Source organism: Eubacterium multiforme, from assembly GCF_030813415.1.
Lineage (GTDB): Bacteria > Bacillota > Clostridia > Clostridiales > Clostridiaceae > Clostridium > Clostridium multiforme.
Map to the genome: position 1 here is coordinate 384,607 of NZ_JAUSUF010000002.1, position 17,959 is coordinate 402,565.

Below are 17,959 nucleotides of genomic sequence, written 5' to 3' on the forward strand. Positions count from 1 at the left end.
TTCTATAAATTATATATTTTTGTCATAATATGTATAACTTACAAATGATAAATATTTAAATTTAACTAAGGGGGAAAATTAAATGTTAAAAATGAAAAAACTTAATGCCTTATTACTTGCAGGTTTAATACCTATGTCTTTAATTTTTACAGGATGCGGTAATTCTAAAGATCAGGTAAAGGATTTCAAAAGTGAAATATCTTTTGCCGGTTCATCAACTTTAGTACCTGTAATAGATGGTATAAAGGAAGATTTCACAAAGGACGGAAAAACTACTTGGAATAAAATAAACAAAGATTTTCCTGATAAGGAAATTAAAATAACAATTACTTCTGGAGGTTCAGGAGAAGGATTAAAAGCTGTTATTGATAAAACTGCTGATCTTGGACTTGTATCTAGAGAAGTAACTAAAGAAGAAAAGGCTAAAATAAAAGATTATAAAGAGTTTAAACTTGGAACAGATGCTTTAACTTTATCTGTAAATCCTAAAAATAAAATATTAAAGAAAACAGATAATTTATCTACAGAACAAATAAAAAATATATTTTCAGGAAAATATCAATATTGGAGTGATGTAGATAAAAGTTTACCTCATAAAAAAATAGTAGTAGTTACTAGAGATTTAAGTGGTGGTGCTCATAAAGTTTTCCAAAAAACCGTTATGAAAGATACAAAGGTTAAAAAAGATGTTATTCAAGCACCATCAATGGGAGCTTTAGCAAGTAAAATTATAGAAAATGAATATGCAATAGGCTATGCTTCCTATGGTGTTGTTAATCAAAATAAAGGAAAATTAGTTCCTGTAAAGGTAGATGGAATAGAACCTAACAAGAAAAATATTGTAGATGGTAAATATAAAATAACTCGTCCATTATTAATTATAAAAAGTGGAGATTTAAATCAAGGGGAAAAAGCCTTTGTAGATTTTTCTCTTTCAGATAAGGGACAAAAAGTAGTAGAAAAATTAGGATTCATACCTGAAAAATAATTATTATCCTTAATTAACTTGTAATAAGTATAACTACTTATTACAAGTTAATTTCTTTTAGAAAGAGAGGCTTTTTTATGAATCTAAAAGATAAATTATTTAGATTAGTAGTAAAATTAATTGCTATACTTTCTTTAAGTATAATTGCTCTTATAGTTATATTTATTTTTAAAGAAAGTATAAAACTTTTTAAAGAATATTCTTTTACTAAATTTATTTTTTCAAAGGATTGGAATCCACTAGGTGAGCCACCAGAGCTTGGTATACTACCAATGATATTATCAACTTTATATATATCATTTTTAGCTATTTTAATAGCCACTCCAATATCTACTGGTGCAGCTTTATATATAAGTTTTTTCATTAACAAAAAATATAAAAAACTAATCCATTCTTTTATTTCAATATTAGCTGGAATACCATCAATAGTATATGGATTTATAGGTCTTTTAGTAGTTGTTAAATTTATAGAAGTTACCTTTAATAGAGAGTCTGGAGAAAGTGTTTTAGCAGGGGCTATAGTCCTAGCTATAATGATTATTCCTTATATCATATCTAATTTAGAAGAAAGTTTCTCTAAAATTTACAAAAAATATGGTAAAGGTTCTAAGGCTCTTGGTGTTTCTAAAACTTATATGATATTAAAATTAATTTTACCATCATCAAAAATAAGTGTTATTGCAAGTATAGTATTATCCCTTGGAAGAGCTATGGGAGAAACTATGGCAGTTATGATGGTTATAGGAAATGCTCCTTTAATGCCAAAACTACTTGGTAAAGCTGAAACTATACCATCACTTTTAGCTTTAGAAGTAGGTTCAGCTGAACTTAAAAGCTTACACTATTATGGACTTTATGCATCAGGCTTTATTTTAATGGTAGTCCTTATAATAATAAACATAGTTTTTCAAAAAATAAAAAATTCAGTAATAGAGGAGTAATTATAATGAAAAAATTTATTAATGTATGGATATACTTAAGTATGATAATTGTAATTATGATATTAACCTTTATTTTAATTTTTATAGCAAAAGAAGGTATATCTGAAATAAATAAGCAATTTTTATTTGATTCTCCTAAAGGAATACCTCTTGGTTCAATTGGAGGAATATTTCCAGCTATTATAGGTAGTTTAGTTACAACACTTATTTCAAGTGTTATAGCTGGAATTATGGGTTTATGTACTGCTATATATAGTGTTTTTTATGTTAAAAATAAGAAACTTAACAATATTATATGTACAATAGTTCAATGTATTTCTGGAGTTCCCTCTATTGTTCTTGGACTTTTTGGATATGCTTTTTTAGTAGTAACTTTAGGTTTTGGCAAAAGTGTACTTTCAGCATCAATAACACTAGCAGTTATGATATATCCTTATATAGAAGTTAGAATAGAAAAATCTTTTAGAGAATTTCAAAAGGAATATTTACTTTCATCCTATGCCCTTGGAGTTTCTAAAGAATATACTATAAAAAATTTAGTTATAAAAGGAACTAAAGAAGAAATTATAACATCTATTACAATGGCTTCTGGTTTTGCAATGGGAGCAACAGCCCCTATAATGTTAACTGGTGCTGTTGTAAATGCTCACGCTCCTAAAAATTTGCTTGATCCTTTTATGGCTCTTCCCTACCATTTATATATTTTAATGCAACAAGGTATTGGAATAGATAAAGCCTATGGAACAGCATTAATATTAATTATTTTAGTTCTTATAATAAACTTCTTTGGAGCAATTTTAGGAGGTCTTAAAAAAGATGAACACTTTGATTAAAATACGAAACTTTTCAGTAAAAACAAAAGAAAAGATAATATTAAACAATATTAACTTAGATATAGAAAAAAATAAAATAACAGTTATTTTAGGTCCTTCTGGTGGAGGTAAAACTACTCTTTTAAAAAGTATAAATAGAATGCTTGAAGAAGAAACTTCATTATCTAAAGAAGGGGACATATTCCTAGAAGATGAAAATATCTTTAATATGCCAATTCAAAAGGTAAGAAAAGAAATAGGAATGGTCTTTCAAAATCCTACACCCTTTCCTTTTTCAATTTATAAAAATATGATTTATGCTTCAAAATACTTTGGAAGCAGTAATTTAAAAACTATAGCAGAGGATAACTTAAAAAAGGTTTCCCTTTATGATGAAATTGAAGGTAACTTAAAAATGAATGCCCTTAAACTTTCAGGTGGACAAAAACAAAGATTATGTATTGCTAGAGCTTTAACTGTTAATCCAAAAGTAATTTTGCTAGATGAACCCTGTTCAGCTTTAGATTTTAAAAATGTTTTAAATATTGAAGAACTTTTAAAATCTTTAAAAAAGGATTATACAATATTAGTTGTAACACATAATTTAGATCAAGCTGAAAGAATAGCAGACAAAAAAATTTATATTGAAAATGGAAAATTAATATAAAAATAAACTACTTAAAAATATAATTTAATTATACTTTTAAGTAGTTCTTTTAATTTACCCTATAGTTTAACACTTAAATAAATCATAGCTGTAATTTTTATCTAGGTAACTTCTTTTTAAATCTTGTAGCACTAATTATAACTCCAACAAAACATATTATTGCAGCTACTATATAAACAAAATCCATAGACATTATAAATACATGATCCTTTCCATTTATATAATTAGTTACTGTATATCCTAACATGTTACTCATTTTACTATATAAAAGAGTTGTTCCTAAAGTTACTCCAAATATCATTCCTAAATTTCTAACTAATGCATTTACACTTCCTGCAATTCCAAGTTTATTTTTCTTAACTGTAGACATTACAAGAGTATTATTTGGTGATTGGAACATTCCATTACCAAGTCCCATTACAATTGAATAAATTCCAATAAGCCATATTGGTGTACCTTCATGTATTGTGGACATAAGCACAAAACTTAAAGATAACATAGAAAGTCCTATAAGTGCTATTATTTCTGAACCAATCTTATCCGCTAATGTACCACTTAAAGGTGATACTACTGATAATGTTATTGGATATATAATCATAAATAACCCTGCATAAAAAGGTGTAAGTTTTAATACATCTTGAAGGTAAAAAGGTAAAAGAATTGTAAAACAACTAATTGCTATAAATGATATGAATCCACAAAATACACTTATTGAAAATAAATTATTTTTAAATATACTTAAATCTAAAACTGGTGATTTTATTTTCATTTCTATAATTATAAATAGTATAAGTGACAATATACTAACTATAAATCCAATTACTATAGGCAAACTTGTATATCCTACAAATTGACCTTCTGTTGATACTAAAACTATTGAAATTATAAATATTGCAAAAAGTAATGTTCCAATTATATCTATCTTTTTATTCTTATGACCTTCTTCTTTAGGAAGTATTTTCATTGCAGCAATAAAAGCTATTATTCCTATTGGAACATTTATTAAAAATATATATTCCCATCTAAGTGATACAATAATACCTCCAAGGGCAGGTCCTACCATTGTTCCAAGGGCAACTGATGCTCCTGATATTCCAACAGCTTTTCCTCTCCCCCCTTTTGAAAAGGTATCTGTTATTATTCCTAAACTATTTGCCATTGTAAGAGATGCACCAATTCCTTGGAATACTCTTGATATAACAAGTAAAGGTAATGTATGTGATAATCCACAAAATAATGATCCTAATGTAAATAAAAATATACCAATTTTAAAAGTATTACATTTACCTTTTACATCACCAAATCTTCCTCCAAGTAATATTAAACATGATATTGCTATAAGATAACTTGTAACAATCCATTGGACTTGTGCCATAGTTACCCCTAAATCTTCTGATATCATAGGAAGTGCTACATTTACAATACTTGCATCTAAACAATTCATAAAGGTTACTGTTACAATGCACACAAGTATTTTCCATCTATTATTATAGATAGTATCTTCTGCATTTTTCCCCACTTTAATCATCCTTTCTTCTCTTTTGTTTAATTATTTTAACCATAGGGATAATTATAATACAAACAACAAAGTAATTTCATAAAGCAAAAAAAGCCATAGCAATCTATTTAAAGAAATTAAATATATAATTCTATCTAATTCATAATTTTACTAACAGAAGCTATTCACATTAATTTTTATATATTATTTTTTAAATAATAATCACTTCTGATTTGAAAAATCTTTCCTGAAACTCTACTAAAGCTTTTATTTGTTCTTTGCTATATTTACTTTTTTCTTTACATACAACAAGTTTATCTTCATTATCATCTTTTCTTTCTATTATTGCCACAACATACCCTTCATAAATTTTTACTGGATTAAATTCTCCAATAATATATGCATCTATTTCTTCTCCATATCCCGAAATTGTATTTTCAATATATCCATAGTTTATTGGATATATTAAATTATGTTTAGGATGTTTAGAGCCTAATGGTCTATCTATTATGACTTTTACTTTTTTATTTAAGTAGCTTTTCATAATTTTCTCCTTTCAGTATTAATTATCTATTTTCATTATCAATATTTTTCATTTCATATTTTTAAACAACAATAACTCCACTTTAATAAAAGTTATTTTATACAAAAGATTTTTAAATATTTCTAATATTATTTCTTAATGTTATATTTTTTATTAAACCATATAAAAAGTATATCAATAATAATTAGACTAATTATATATATAAATGTCTGTAGAGTTAATTTAAATTTAGTTGTTCTATATGTAGTTATTAAAAAAAATATGTTAATAATTAAAGTGCTTATTATTGTTCCTATTTTATTTGTTTTTTTACTTTTTTTCATATCATCTCCTCCTTTTTTAACAATAAGCTATAATAGCAGTACCAAATAATAACAACTAATGTATATAAGATTAAATCTTTTATATAAAAAATTTTAAACTAAGTAAATAATTCTAAAGGTGAATAGTTTTTATTTAAATACAACTCTTGTTAAAGTTAATCAGGGATTGGAGCACACGCAGTTGTTATGTCAAACTGATTTAAATACAACTCTTGTTAAAGTTAATCATGGTCAAAAAGTTACTTATTTGAATAATGATAGACTAATTTAAATACAACTCTTGTTAAAGTTAATCCTATATCTCTAGCATCTAAATCTGGTTCATCTTTTTATTTAAATACAACTCTTGTTAAAGTTAATCTAAAGCCTTGTACCCTTACATTTAATACAATTTCAAATTTAAATACAACTCTTGTTAAAGTTAATCTCCTTAGATTTTTTTAGGAAATCTAATATTTCTTCATTTAAATACAACTCTTGTTAAGGTTAATCTTTTCTTTTTTACCCACTCATAGACATTTCCATGCTCATTTAAATACAACTCTTGTTAAAGTTAATCTAAAGAAAATTTAAATACTGCAATAGAAAAAGTAAAATTTAAATACAACTCTTGTTAAAGTTAATCCTTTTTTATTTTACATAAAATTTATAAAATAAAATATTTAAATACAACTCTTGTTAAAGTTAATCAAAGGAGATAATGGTGTTGTTACGCCAGAGGTAATATTTAAATACAACTCTTGTTAAAGTTAATCCTATTTAACAGAACGTAACCATAGAATAGTGCATAAATTTAAATACAACTCTTGTTAAAGTTAATCGAAGATTAGTTTTAGGAGGTAACAATATGAAAAAGAATTTAAATACAACTCTTGTTAAAGTTAATCTTCTTGATTTATATGGGCAAGAACTATACGAAGCTAATTTAAATACAACTCTTGTTAAAGTTAATCGTTTTTTAGTTGCAATTAAAAAATAATGTTTCACGATTTAAATACAACTCTTGTTAAAGTTAATCTCCAAACTACTATTTACATTAGATGTTCCTTTGTCATTTAAATACAACTCTTGTTAAAGTTAATCTAAAAGGCAAATAGCATACTGTGAATGTGGAAAATAATTTAAATACAACTCTTGTTAAAGTTAATCATTGTAAACAAGGACATGGAAAATTTAAAGTGCTAGGATTTAAATACAACTCTTGTTAAAGTTAATCTAAACTTTTAGTTGCACAGCCTACTCCACCAAAGTTATTTAAATACAACTCTTGTTAAAGTTAATCCATTGAAAATAAGCCATTTCTTATACTTATAAATTTATATAACATCAGTATTTTCAATACTTCTACTATTATTTTACCAATGTTACCTTAAAATTAAAAGGTCTTATAAAAAAACCTATCTAGCCTTTATATTTACAGTGTTTATACCAAATAATAAAAATATAAGGTTGGTAAAATAACATTGTAAATTTAAAAATAAAATAGAGATAAAATAATTTAAATTGTTTTATCTCTATTTCTATTAATTTTCATATTTAAAATATATCTAAAATTTAAAAACTTATGGTCTTAATCCTCCACCACCTTGAAGTGATATTGTTTCACCAGTTATAAATTTAGCATCTTCTGAAGCTAAAAATACACAAACACGTCCAATATCTGTTTCAGGATCACCAAAACGTCTCATTGGAATTCCTTGTATAGTTTTTTCATATAAATCTGGATATTCTATTCTCCATTTCTTTAAACCTTCTGTCATGGCTAATGGGCAAACTATATTAACATTTATTCCATACTCTCCCCACTCAGCTGCTGCAACCCTAGACATACCACGTATTCCTTCTTTAGATGCAGCATAGGAAGATTGTCCTATTTTTCCTGAAAGAGCAGCTCCTGACCCAAAATTAATAACAGATCCCTTTGATTTCTTTAAATATGGAAAAGCTGCTTTCATATAATAAAATGTTGCATATAATCCTGATTTTATTGCTAGGTCAAAGTCTTCTTTAGTATGATCCTGTAATAAAACACCTGATTTAGAACCTTGTGCATTATTAATAAGTACATCTATTTTTCCAAATTCAGATACAGTTTTATTAACTACACTATTAACATCTTCTTCTTTTCCTCCATCTGCTACTAAAGGAAGAACTTTTATATTGCATAACTTTTCTAAATTTTCTTTTGCTTTAAGAAGTTTAGATTCTGTTCTACCAGTTATTACAAGATTTGCTCCTTCTTTTGCGAAAGCAGTTGCAACTCCAAAACCAATCCCTTGACCTCCACCAGTAATAATAACAACTTTACCTTTTAATTTTTCCATTAACCTTACCTCCCTTTATTTACATATTTAAAAATATTTAAATTGTCTAAATAAAAATTATAAAAAATAAATCTTCTATATAAACTTCAATATACTCTTATAAAATTTTCTATTCAAATAATGGTATAACTAACCTTTTAATAAATTAATTTTACTATTACTTAATCTTATTTATTTAAAATAATATAATGTTAATTTATTAAAATATTATTGTTAATATGATTTATTTTAATATTAAAGTTTAATCACTATTTTTTAGTAGCTTAAAAAGATTTTATTAATAAATAATCTTATCCTTAAATTTATATTTATCTATATGATAGAAAATTATTTAAAATTCTCATTATAAGATATTGCAAATATTTAATCTAATGTAATTAATTTAAGATGTTTTTGTTAAAATCTTTGCTAAAAAGTATTAATCATATTTTAAAGCCGCATTTAAGGAGGTATACATATTTAATATAAAGGCTTTATTATCTTCTACCTTTAAAAACAAAAAAGATGGAGAAAATCTCCATCTTTTATTTATACGTTAAATCTAAAGTTTACTACGTCTCCATCTTTCATTACATAGTCTTTACCTTCTAATCTGAAAAGACCTTTTTCTTTAGCCGCAGCCTCTGAACCGCATTCTACTAAATCATTATAAGATACTACTTCTGCTCTTATAAATCCTCTTTCTATATCTGAATGGATTTTTCCAGCAGCTTGTGGAGCTTTTGTTCCTTCTTTTATAGTCCAAGCTCTTACTTCTTGTACTCCAGCAGTTAAATAACTTATAAGTCCTAATAGTTTATATCCTTCTCTTATAAGTTGATCTAATCCAGACTCTTTTAATCCATATTCTGAAAGCATTTCTTCTTTCTCATCATCTTCAAGTCCAGATAATTCTTCTTCAATTTTTGCACTTACTATAACTATTCCTGAATTTTCTTTTTTAGCGTACTCTTCAACCTTTTTAACGTAATCGTTATGAGGATTTCCACTAGTAACATCATCTTCTGATACATTACATGCATATAAAACTGGTTTTGATGTTATTAAAAATAAAGTTTTTATAAATGCTGCTTCATCTTCATTAACTTCTAAAGTTCTAACTGGTAAATTATTTTCTAAGTGCTCTTTAACTTTTAGCATAAGTTCATATTCTGCTTTTGCTTTCTTATCTCCTGATCTTGCAAGTTTAACTGACTTTTCTATTCTTCTCTCTAGCACTTCTAAATCTGAGAAAATAAGTTCTAAGTTAATTGTTTCTATATCTCTTATTGGATCAACAGAACCTTCAACGTGAACTACATTTCCATCATCAAAACATCTTACAACGTGAACGATTGATGCAACTTCTCTTATGTGTGATAAGAATTTGTTTCCTAATCCTTCTCCTTTTGATGCTCCTTTAACTAATCCAGCTATATCATAAAACTCTATTGAAGTGTAAACTTTTTTCTTAGTATTATACATTTTTTCTAAAACATCTAACCTTTTATCAGGAACACTAACTACTCCAACATTTGGTTCTATTGTACAGAATGGATAGTTTGCTGATTCAGCTCCTGCCTTTGTTATTGCATTAAATAAAGTACTCTTACCTACATTTGGTAAACCTACGATTCCTAACTTCATTATGTACATTCCCTTCTATATTTAAACTATACCAATAGATTATACTCTACATATGGCTAATTTTCAACATTTTGCTACATATGATTTTTTCATTTAAATATTACCATGTTTATTTTTAAATTATTCTTCTAATACTAAATATGAAGAACATTAGGAGGTTTTGTTATGAATAAAAAAATTTTTAAAATAATAATCTTTTCCTCTTTTATAATTTTTACTTTTTTAGGAATTAAAGCCTTTGCAGAAAACATAAGTGATAATACAGAACTTAACTGGTATTTTGTATCTAGAGGAAAGGATGTAACTCCAGAAGCACCTAAGGAATCTTCTTCTTTCTTAAATGATAGTCCCTCCTTTTATGTTGGAGATACTTCAAAAAAAGAACTTTATTTAACCTTTGATGAAGGCTACGAAAAAGGCAATACAGAAGAAATTCTAAATATATTAAAAGAAGTAAATGTAAAAGCTGCTTTCTTTGTTGTTAAAACTTACATAACATCTCAACCTGAAACAGTTAAAAGAATGGCTTCTGAAGGTCATTTAGTATGTAATCACTCTTCAAGACATCCATCAATGGCATCAATTACAAATGATGAAAAGTTTAAAAGTGAATTTAAAGAGGTAGAGGATGCTTACAAAGAACTTACAGGAAAGGATATGCCAAAATATTTTAGACCACCTATGGGTAAATATTCAAAGGCTTCTTTAGAAAAAACAAAAAATCTAGGTTATAAAACAATATTTTGGAGCTTTGCATACAGAGACTGGCTTGTAGATAATCAACCTTCTTCTAGCTATGCAGTAGAAAAAATTAAAAATGGAGTTCACCCAGGTTGTATAATGCTTTTACATGCCGTATCAGATACTAACACTAAAATATTAAAGGAAGTTTTAATTTCTTTAAAGAATGAAGGCTATGAGTTTAAATCCTTAGATGATCTTCCTGAAAAAATGATATTAAAGGGTGCAAATTAATTTGCACCCTTCTTAATTATATATTAGACTATCTAATTTATTTAATATGTAATCTTTCTTCTCTCTTGATTTTTCAAGAGTAATTTTAATTTCTTCATCTATTTCTTTAAAAAAAACTTCATTTCTTAAACTATTTAAATTTATTTTTACATTTAAAATAGAGCTTTCTATAGCAGAATGCAGAAGACTTGCAGAAACTCCAGCATCAGATGCAAGCATTTTATTACCATATTCTAAAGCAAATTCTATATTAGAATAAAAATCAATACACTCTCTACAAAGCTTTAAAGGAGCATACATAGCTTCATATGTTCTTTCTCTTATTTCTTTTTTTCTATAATTAATCTCTTCTTCACTTTCCTTTGGCAATTTATAAGAATCCATAAGTTTATTAAAGCACTCTCTATCTTCCTCCATAAAGTTAATGCTGTTTTTTATGAAGTTTTTACATTCCTTTTCTAAATTAATCATTTTTGATTTTTGATCCTCAGTTAATTTATCAAAGGATTTTTTATTTATAGTTAATGAATATACCATATTATTTAAACATCCTGAAAGACTTGCAACAAGCGCTGCCGTACTTCCACCTCCAGGTGATGGTGAATCTGATGCTAAATCTTCTAAAAATTCTTTTATCTTATAATCATTAAATTTCATTTAATCACTCCTAAATCAATATTTATGATTATATCACGTTAAATTTATATCTTCCATAAAAAATTAATAGGCTTAATTTTAAGCCTATTAATTTATCTCACAATTATATGGATTATTAAATTTGTTATTAAATACATATTCTTTCATATCTTTTTTCTCATTATGAGGTTTAACTTCAGCAGGAATTCCAATTGGAGTAATTCCAATAATTTTAAAATTATCTGGTATATTAAGTAATGCCTTAATCTTTTCTTCCTTTAAAGCTCCTATCCACATAGTTCCATAGCCTTCTGCTGTAGCTGCAAGAATAAAATGTTCCATAGCAATAGCACCATCTGCTATATAAAATTCTTTACCATAAACTTCTCCTGATTTTTCAGGTTCAGATATTACAACTAAAGCCATAGGTGCTTCCTTTAAGCCTTCCTCTGCTTTATTATCACTATTTAGTATACATTCTGCTATAGTATCTTTTATATTTTTATCATCTACTACTATAAGTTTAAATGATGTTCTGTTTTTCCAAGAAGGAGATTTCATAGCAGCCTCAATCATATTATTTAAACTGCCTTTGCAAACTTCATCTCCTTTATATTTTGAAATACTTTTTCTAGTATTTATAACATCATAAAATTCCATTTTATTCACTCCTAATCATATTTTAATTTTAGGATATATTTTTTAAATAAGTCTAAAGGGATATGTTAAATTAACACTTACCTAAAACATAACCTAATTTTATATAATTAGTATTCCAATAAAACTTATATTTTATTTATTTTCTTCTTTACTTATTGCTTTTTCTATTTTCTTTACAATTTCATCATCTTTATTTAATTTTTTTGCAATTTCTAAATGTAATTTAGCATCCTTTAAATTTCCTAAATTTAAATAACACATTATTATATTTGTACAAATTTCAACTTCCTTTGAGGCTTCAAAAGCTTTCTTAAAATATTTTATAGCCTCTTCATATTCACCAATACAAGCATAATTTAATCCAAGCTCATTAACAACATCTAAAATTCCACTTTCAAGTTTTAAACTTTCACGTAAATAGTAAATAGCTTTATCAAATTTATTTATTCTTCTAAAACATACTCCTAAATAATAATATATTAATGGATTATCTTCGAATTTTTCTAATAATGATAAAAACATTTCTATTGCTTTTTCTGGCTTTTCTTCTATTAATTCAACTGCTTTTTCATAAGTTGTTACATTTTCTATATCATTCATAAGCATTTCAATATCAGGAGTTTGTTCTCCTCCTCTTCTTAAATACTCATTAATTTCTACTTTAGCTCCAACATAATCGCCCTTATCCTTTAATATGATTCCTTTATAAAGGAATGGTTCTTTCATCTTATTAAATAATTTTTTAGCTTCATCAATATCTTCTAGTAATATTTCCTCAAATCCGCTATCCTTATCTCTAATAGTTACCCCTATTAAAAGTAATTTTTTCATATATTCCTCATCTTCATCAATTTGAAGAAGTCCCTTTAATAAAAGATAAGCATCTTCTAAACGTTCCTCTTTTACTCTTTGTGCTACTAAACTTTTACCACACTCTTCACTTTCTGGAATTTGCATTAATAAAAGTTTATAATCCTCAGCATAACCTATATTTTTATCTGCTCCTAATGTTAAAAGCATTCCTTCTATAAAATAATATATAGGAAGGTTTTCTATTTTTATTTTATTATCTATATTGCTTGTTATATATTCAGAGCTTATTGGTATAAATAAATCTTTACTTTTAAAAGAAATATATTCTGGAATATTAACTGCCTTTTTAAATCCCTCTTTATCTATTTCTAAAAATAAAAGTTTATTTAGTTTTTCTTTAAATATTGCTTTATAATCCATATAAATTCACTCCTATAAAAAAATATTGCTACCATCTTTAAAGATGGTAGCATAATAGATTAACTTAATTTTTCTTCAATTAAGTTCATTACATTTTCTTTAAATCTTACCATATCTTTTTGTGCTCCATCTAAGCTGCTTCCCTTTACAGCAAGATATACTTTCATTTTTGGTTCTGTTCCTGATGGTCTTACAACAAAAGATGAACCATTTTCAAGTATAAATTTTAACACATTTGACTTAGGTAATTCAATCTTTGATTTAGTATTTGTATCTAAATTTTCTTCAATACTTAATTTATAATCTAATCTTGTTTTAACTTTAACTCCATCAATTTCAGTTACTGATGAATTTCTTAGCGAATCAATACATGAAGCTATCTTTTCTTGACCTTCTTTACCCTTTAATTCTATTGAAACTAACTCTTCTTTAAAGAATCCAAATTTTTCATATAATTTGTTTAATCCTTCAGCTAAGCTAAGTCCCTTTTCTTTATAGTAAAGAGTCATTTCAGATATTAGCATTCCTGCTATAACAGCATCTTTGTCACGAACAAAGTCTCCTGCTAAATATCCATAACTTTCTTCAAATCCAAAGATATAAGTTTTATCTCCACTTTCTTTAAATTCTCTAATCTTTTCTCCTATATACTTAAATCCAGTTAAAACATCTAAAATTTCTACTCCATAATAGTTTGCAATCTCTCTTGCTCCCTCTGTTGTAACTATTGTTTTTATTACAGCTCCATTTTGTGGAAGCTTTCCTGTTTCCTTTAATGAATTTAATATATAATCAGTTAATAAAAGTCCTGTTTGATTTCCAGTTAAAACTTTATACTCTCCATCTGAATCTTTAACAACTACACCAATTCTATCACAATCTGGATCTGTTCCAAATATAATATCTGGATTTTCAGTTTTTGCCATTTCTAAAGCAATTTCAAATACATTTGGATTTTCTGGATTTGGGTATGAAACAGTTTTGAAGTTTCCATCTGGAAGTTCTTGTTCTTTTACTACTACTAAATTTTCATATCCAAGTTCCTTTAATACTCTTCTTACTGGAATATTTCCTGAACCATGAATTGGAGTATATATTATCTTTAAGCCTTTAGCTTTATTTTTTACTAAGTCTTCTCTAATAGTAAGACCTTTTACTTTTTCAATATAAGCCTTATCAACTTCTTCTCCAATATAATTTAATAATCCCTTTTCTATTGCTTCTTCTTCAGTTATATTTTTTATTTCTGAAAAATCTTTAATTCCATTTACACAATCTATTATTTTTCCTGCTTTAAGGTCTGTTACTTGTCCTCCAAATTCATCATAAACTTTATAACCGTTATATTCCTTTGGATTATGTGAAGCAGTTATAACAACTCCTCCATTACAATTTAAGTGTCTAACTGTAAATGAAAGCATTGGAGTTGGTCTTAAACTTTCAAATAAGTAAACCTTTATATTGTTAGCAGCTAATGTTAAAGCTGTTGCCTTTGCAAATTCCTTTGACATATTTCTTGAATCATATGCTATTGCAACTGATGGATTTTCAAAAGAATCATTTAAATAATTAGCAAAACCTTGAGTAGCCTTAGAAACAGTATATATATTCATTCTATTGCTTCCAGCTCCTATAATTCCTCTAAGTCCCCCAGTTCCAAATTCTAAATCTTTATAGAATCTATCTTCAATCTCTTTATCATCTTTAATCTCTTTTAATTCTCTCTTTGTATCTTCATTTATTCTATCTGATGTTAACCATATGTTGTATTTCTCCCTATAATCCATCTATGAACCTCCTTTAATTGTTTCAGATATATTATACAACATAAGGTAAAAAATTCAAACTATATTTTCCCTCCTTACTTCCAATTACCATAAAAAAGGAAGGCTAATTTTTAGTTTAAGCCTTCTTCTTTATTATTAATTATTTATCTAAAACAATATCATATTTTTCTTCTTCCATTAAATCAGAAGTTAATTTTCTTTCATTTGATATTGATGCTATAACAGTTTCTAAATTATCTAATATTGTTATTTCATTTGCTAACTCTAAATCACACATTCTATATACAGAACCATTAATTCCACTTGAAACATCAAATTTAATATGCTTTGGTAATTTATTAGAATTACACAAAACCTTTACTAAATCTTTTTCCTTTTGAAGAACTGCACCTTTTTTATTTAAATATCCTTCTCCTAAATACTGTATAGGAACTTCTGCTTCTATTTTTTCATTTCCATTTAATATTTCTAAATCCAAATGAATTATTTCATGATTAACAGGTTCTCTTTGAACTTCTTTAATTAAAGCTTCTTTAGTTTCTCCATTAACATTTACATTTAATATTCCATGTTCTCCACTATTTGAAATTTCTCTTCCAAGTTCTAGAGAAGATACTTCAAACATAAAATTTGCCATTTCTTTTCCATAAAGTATTCCTGGAACTAGCCCCTTTGATCTAGCTTTTCTTCCACTGTTTCCACATTTATTTCTTTTTTGTATATTTAATTCATTCATATGAATACCTCCTAATCTTTATCACAAACTCTTTTTAAGTATGCCTAAAAAGATATAGATTTATTCATTTATAAGAAAAAAACTATAGACCAAAAGTTTTGATCTATAGTTTTCATTTTATTTTTTAATTATTGAAATTCTTTCTTTTTCAGAAGCTTTTATTTTTCCTTCTTTAATTTCAATTTTTTGATCTTCTGGTAAATTAGTAAATACAACTGGTATCATTGATGATTTAGCATTTTCCTCTATAAATGGTAAATCCATTTTTATTAGCTTATCTCCAATTTTAACCTCTTGTCTAATCTCAACAAAGGTTTCAAATCCTTCACCTTTAAGGTTTACTGTATCAACTCCTAAGTGAAGTAATACTTCTAAATCATTTTTAGTTTTTATTATACAAGCATGTTTTGTTGGGAATAGTACTTCTAAAGTTCCTTCAACCGGTGCTACTATAATTCCATCTTCTGATTTCATAGCAAAACCATCACCCATTAATCTACTTGCAAAAACTTCATCTGGAACTTCGCTTATGTCTACTAGCTCTCCATTAGTTGCTGAAGCTATTATATCAAATTCTTCATTATCTTTTGAAGTTTCTTTTTCACATTCTTTAACTTCTTCTATTTCTTTTTCTAAATCTTTAGGATCATCTTTAATATCTCTATTAACTTGAACCTTACCTGTCATTATTTCACCTATTTCAGTTTTTAAAACATCTGATTTAGGTCCAAAGATTGCTTGTATGTTTTCACCAACAATCATAACTCCAGCTGCACCTAAAGCTTTTAATCTATCTTGGTTAACATCTGAAACATTTTTAACTGTAACTCTAAGTCTTGTTATACATGCATCTAAATGAACTATATTTGCACTTCCACCTAAAGCTTCTAAAACTTCAAAGGCTAAATTATGTCCACCCTTTGCAACTGAATCATCAACTATGTCATCATCATCTTCTCTACCTGGAGTTTTTAAATTAAACTTTCTAATTAAGAATCTAAATCCAAAGTAGTATAAAACTGCAAATATTAATCCTACAACTATTACAAGCCACCATGCTGTTCTATTAGGTAACACTCCAAGAATTAAAAAGTCAAATAATCCTCCTGAGAATGTAACTCCCATATGTACATTTAAAATACTCATTATTGCAAAGGAAAGTCCTGCAAAAATACAATGAGCTGCAAATAAAACTGGTGCTACAAAAAGAAAAGCAAATTCTATTGGTTCAGTAACACCTGTTAAAAATGAAGTAAGGGCTGCTGATATCATAATTCCTGCAACTTGCTTCTTCTTTGAAGGTTTAGCCTCGTGAATCATAGCAAAAGCTGCTGCTGGAAGTCCAAACATCATAAATGGATATTTACCTGCCATAAATGTTCCAGCTGTTAAATTAACACCATCTCTTAATTGGTGGAAAAATATTTGTTGGTCTCCCATAATAAGATTTCCAGCCTTATCTATATACTCTCCAAATTGGAACCAAAATGGGTTATACCAAATATGATGTAATCCAAATGGAATTAAAGCTCTTTCAACAAGTCCAAATACAAAAGCAGCTAATGTTCTATTAGCATCTATCATACTTTGTGAGAAATGTAATAATCCACTTTGTATAAAAGGCCATACAAATGTAAGTATTACACCTAAAATTATTGCAACAAGAGCAGTTATCATAGGAACAAATCTTTTACCTGCAAAGAATCCTAAATATTGTGGTAATTGTATTTTATAAAATCTTTTATATAAAACTGATGCAATAATACCTATTATAATACCACCAAACACACCTGTTTGAAGTGTTGGAATTCCTGCAACTATTGAATACATTGGATTATGGTCTACTGTAATAAATTCTGTAGTAACTCCACCTACTACTCCCATAGTTACATTCATTATTAAGAATCCAACTACTGCAGCAAGTCCTGCAACACCATCACCTTCACTTAATCCAACTGCAACACCTACAGCAAATATTAGTGGAAGGTTACTAAAAATTATTTGTCCAGCATTTTGTAATACGCTAACAACAAGTTGTACACCATATGAATTTAATGCTGGAAAGTGCTGTATTAAATCAGGATTTGAAAATGCAGATGCAACTCCTAATAAAATACCAGCAGCTGGTAACAATGCAACTGGAAGCATTAATGATTTACCAACTCTTTGTAAAACACCGAATATTTTCTTCATTAATATGTCTCTCCTT

General features: G+C 26.8%; 16 protein-coding genes and 1 CRISPR repeat array. Of the genes, 5 read left to right on the forward strand and 11 right to left on the reverse strand.

The window, feature by feature from the left end; genetic code table 11:
* The first annotated feature begins 82 nt into the window (after positions 1–82).
* From J2S18_RS06075 to J2S18_RS06090, 4 genes are all read left to right on the forward strand, one after another.
* The gene (locus J2S18_RS06075) at positions 83–988 is read left to right on the forward strand and encodes a phosphate ABC transporter substrate-binding protein (RefSeq protein ID WP_370873762.1); all 906 of its coding nucleotides are present in this window, start codon (positions 83–85) and stop codon (positions 986–988) included.
* Between the two features lie 77 nt (positions 989–1,065).
* Positions 1,066–1,929 carry a phosphate ABC transporter permease subunit PstC gene (gene pstC / locus J2S18_RS06080; RefSeq protein WP_307484567.1) on the forward strand — a complete coding sequence of 288 codons (864 nt, stop codon included), beginning with the start codon at positions 1,066–1,068 and terminating at the stop codon, positions 1,927–1,929.
* 5 nt (positions 1,930–1,934) lie between these two features.
* A complete protein-coding gene (locus tag J2S18_RS06085) occupies positions 1,935–2,762 on the forward strand; it encodes a PstA family ABC transporter permease (RefSeq protein ID WP_307484569.1) in 828 nt (275 codons plus the stop codon).
* The gene (locus J2S18_RS06090; protein ID WP_307484571.1) at positions 2,746–3,408 is read left to right on the forward strand and encodes a phosphate ABC transporter ATP-binding protein; all 663 of its coding nucleotides are present in this window, start codon (positions 2,746–2,748) and stop codon (positions 3,406–3,408) included. The genes J2S18_RS06085 and J2S18_RS06090 overlap by 17 nt, the downstream gene beginning before the upstream one ends.
* 97 nt (positions 3,409–3,505) lie before the next feature.
* On the opposite strand, the gene J2S18_RS06095 is transcribed toward J2S18_RS06090, so the two are convergent.
* The 5 genes from J2S18_RS06095 to ychF form a co-directional block, all read right to left on the reverse strand.
* Positions 3,506–4,936 (reverse strand): MFS transporter, encoded by a 1,431-nt coding sequence (locus tag J2S18_RS06095; RefSeq protein ID WP_307484574.1) that lies wholly within the window; start codon positions 4,934–4,936, stop codon positions 3,506–3,508.
* Positions 4,937–5,117: 181 nt separating this feature from the next.
* Positions 5,118–5,450 carry an inorganic diphosphatase gene (locus J2S18_RS06100; protein WP_307484576.1) on the reverse strand — a complete coding sequence of 111 codons (333 nt, stop codon included), beginning with the start codon at positions 5,448–5,450 and terminating at the stop codon, positions 5,118–5,120.
* 128 nt (positions 5,451–5,578) lie between these two features.
* Complete coding sequence (locus J2S18_RS06105; RefSeq protein ID WP_307484577.1) at positions 5,579–5,773, reverse strand: hypothetical protein; 195 nt, start codon at positions 5,771–5,773, stop codon at positions 5,579–5,581.
* A gap of 131 nt (positions 5,774–5,904) precedes the next feature.
* Positions 5,905–7,055: direct repeats of the CRISPR family, unit length 30 nt; unit sequence ATTTAAATACAACTCTTGTTAAAGTTAATC.
* 280 nt (positions 7,056–7,335) lie between these two features.
* Complete coding sequence (locus J2S18_RS06110; RefSeq protein WP_307484580.1) at positions 7,336–8,097, reverse strand: SDR family NAD(P)-dependent oxidoreductase; 762 nt, start codon at positions 8,095–8,097, stop codon at positions 7,336–7,338.
* Between the two features lie 528 nt (positions 8,098–8,625).
* A complete protein-coding gene (gene ychF / locus J2S18_RS06115; RefSeq protein WP_307484583.1) occupies positions 8,626–9,723 on the reverse strand; it encodes a redox-regulated ATPase YchF in 1,098 nt (365 codons plus the stop codon).
* A 165-nt stretch (positions 9,724–9,888) separates the two neighbouring features.
* Between ychF and pdaA the strand changes: the two genes are divergently transcribed.
* Positions 9,889–10,698 (forward strand): delta-lactam-biosynthetic de-N-acetylase, encoded by an 810-nt coding sequence (gene pdaA, locus J2S18_RS06120; protein ID WP_307484586.1) that lies wholly within the window; start codon positions 9,889–9,891, stop codon positions 10,696–10,698.
* A 12-nt stretch (positions 10,699–10,710) separates the two neighbouring features.
* Here the strand turns inward: pdaA and J2S18_RS06125 are convergent, their stop codons facing one another.
* The 6 genes from J2S18_RS06125 to ptsG all read right to left on the reverse strand — a co-directional run bounded on the left by J2S18_RS06125 (position 10,711) and on the right by ptsG (position 17,943).
* Positions 10,711–11,355: a cyclodeaminase/cyclohydrolase family protein gene (locus J2S18_RS06125; protein ID WP_307484589.1), complete on the reverse strand. Its 645-nt coding sequence runs from the start codon at positions 11,353–11,355 to the stop codon at positions 10,711–10,713.
* A gap of 87 nt (positions 11,356–11,442) precedes the next feature.
* Positions 11,443–11,994 (reverse strand): nitroreductase family protein, encoded by a 552-nt coding sequence (locus tag J2S18_RS06130; protein WP_307484591.1) that lies wholly within the window; start codon positions 11,992–11,994, stop codon positions 11,443–11,445.
* A 132-nt stretch (positions 11,995–12,126) separates the two neighbouring features.
* The gene (locus J2S18_RS06135; protein WP_307484594.1) at positions 12,127–13,227 is read right to left on the reverse strand and encodes a tetratricopeptide repeat protein; all 1,101 of its coding nucleotides are present in this window, start codon (positions 13,225–13,227) and stop codon (positions 12,127–12,129) included.
* Between the two features lie 59 nt (positions 13,228–13,286).
* On the reverse strand, positions 13,287–15,014 hold the full coding sequence (locus J2S18_RS06140; RefSeq protein ID WP_307484595.1) for a phospho-sugar mutase: 1,728 nt from the start codon (positions 15,012–15,014) through the stop codon (positions 13,287–13,289).
* Between the two features lie 139 nt (positions 15,015–15,153).
* Entirely contained in the window at positions 15,154–15,750 is a 597-nt protein-coding gene (locus J2S18_RS06145; protein ID WP_307484598.1) for a 50S ribosomal protein L25, read from the reverse strand.
* 117 nt (positions 15,751–15,867) lie between these two features.
* Positions 15,868–17,943: a glucose-specific PTS transporter subunit IIBC gene (gene ptsG / locus J2S18_RS06150; RefSeq protein ID WP_307484601.1), complete on the reverse strand. Its 2,076-nt coding sequence runs from the start codon at positions 17,941–17,943 to the stop codon at positions 15,868–15,870.
* Between the last annotated feature and the right edge of the window lie 16 nt (positions 17,944–17,959).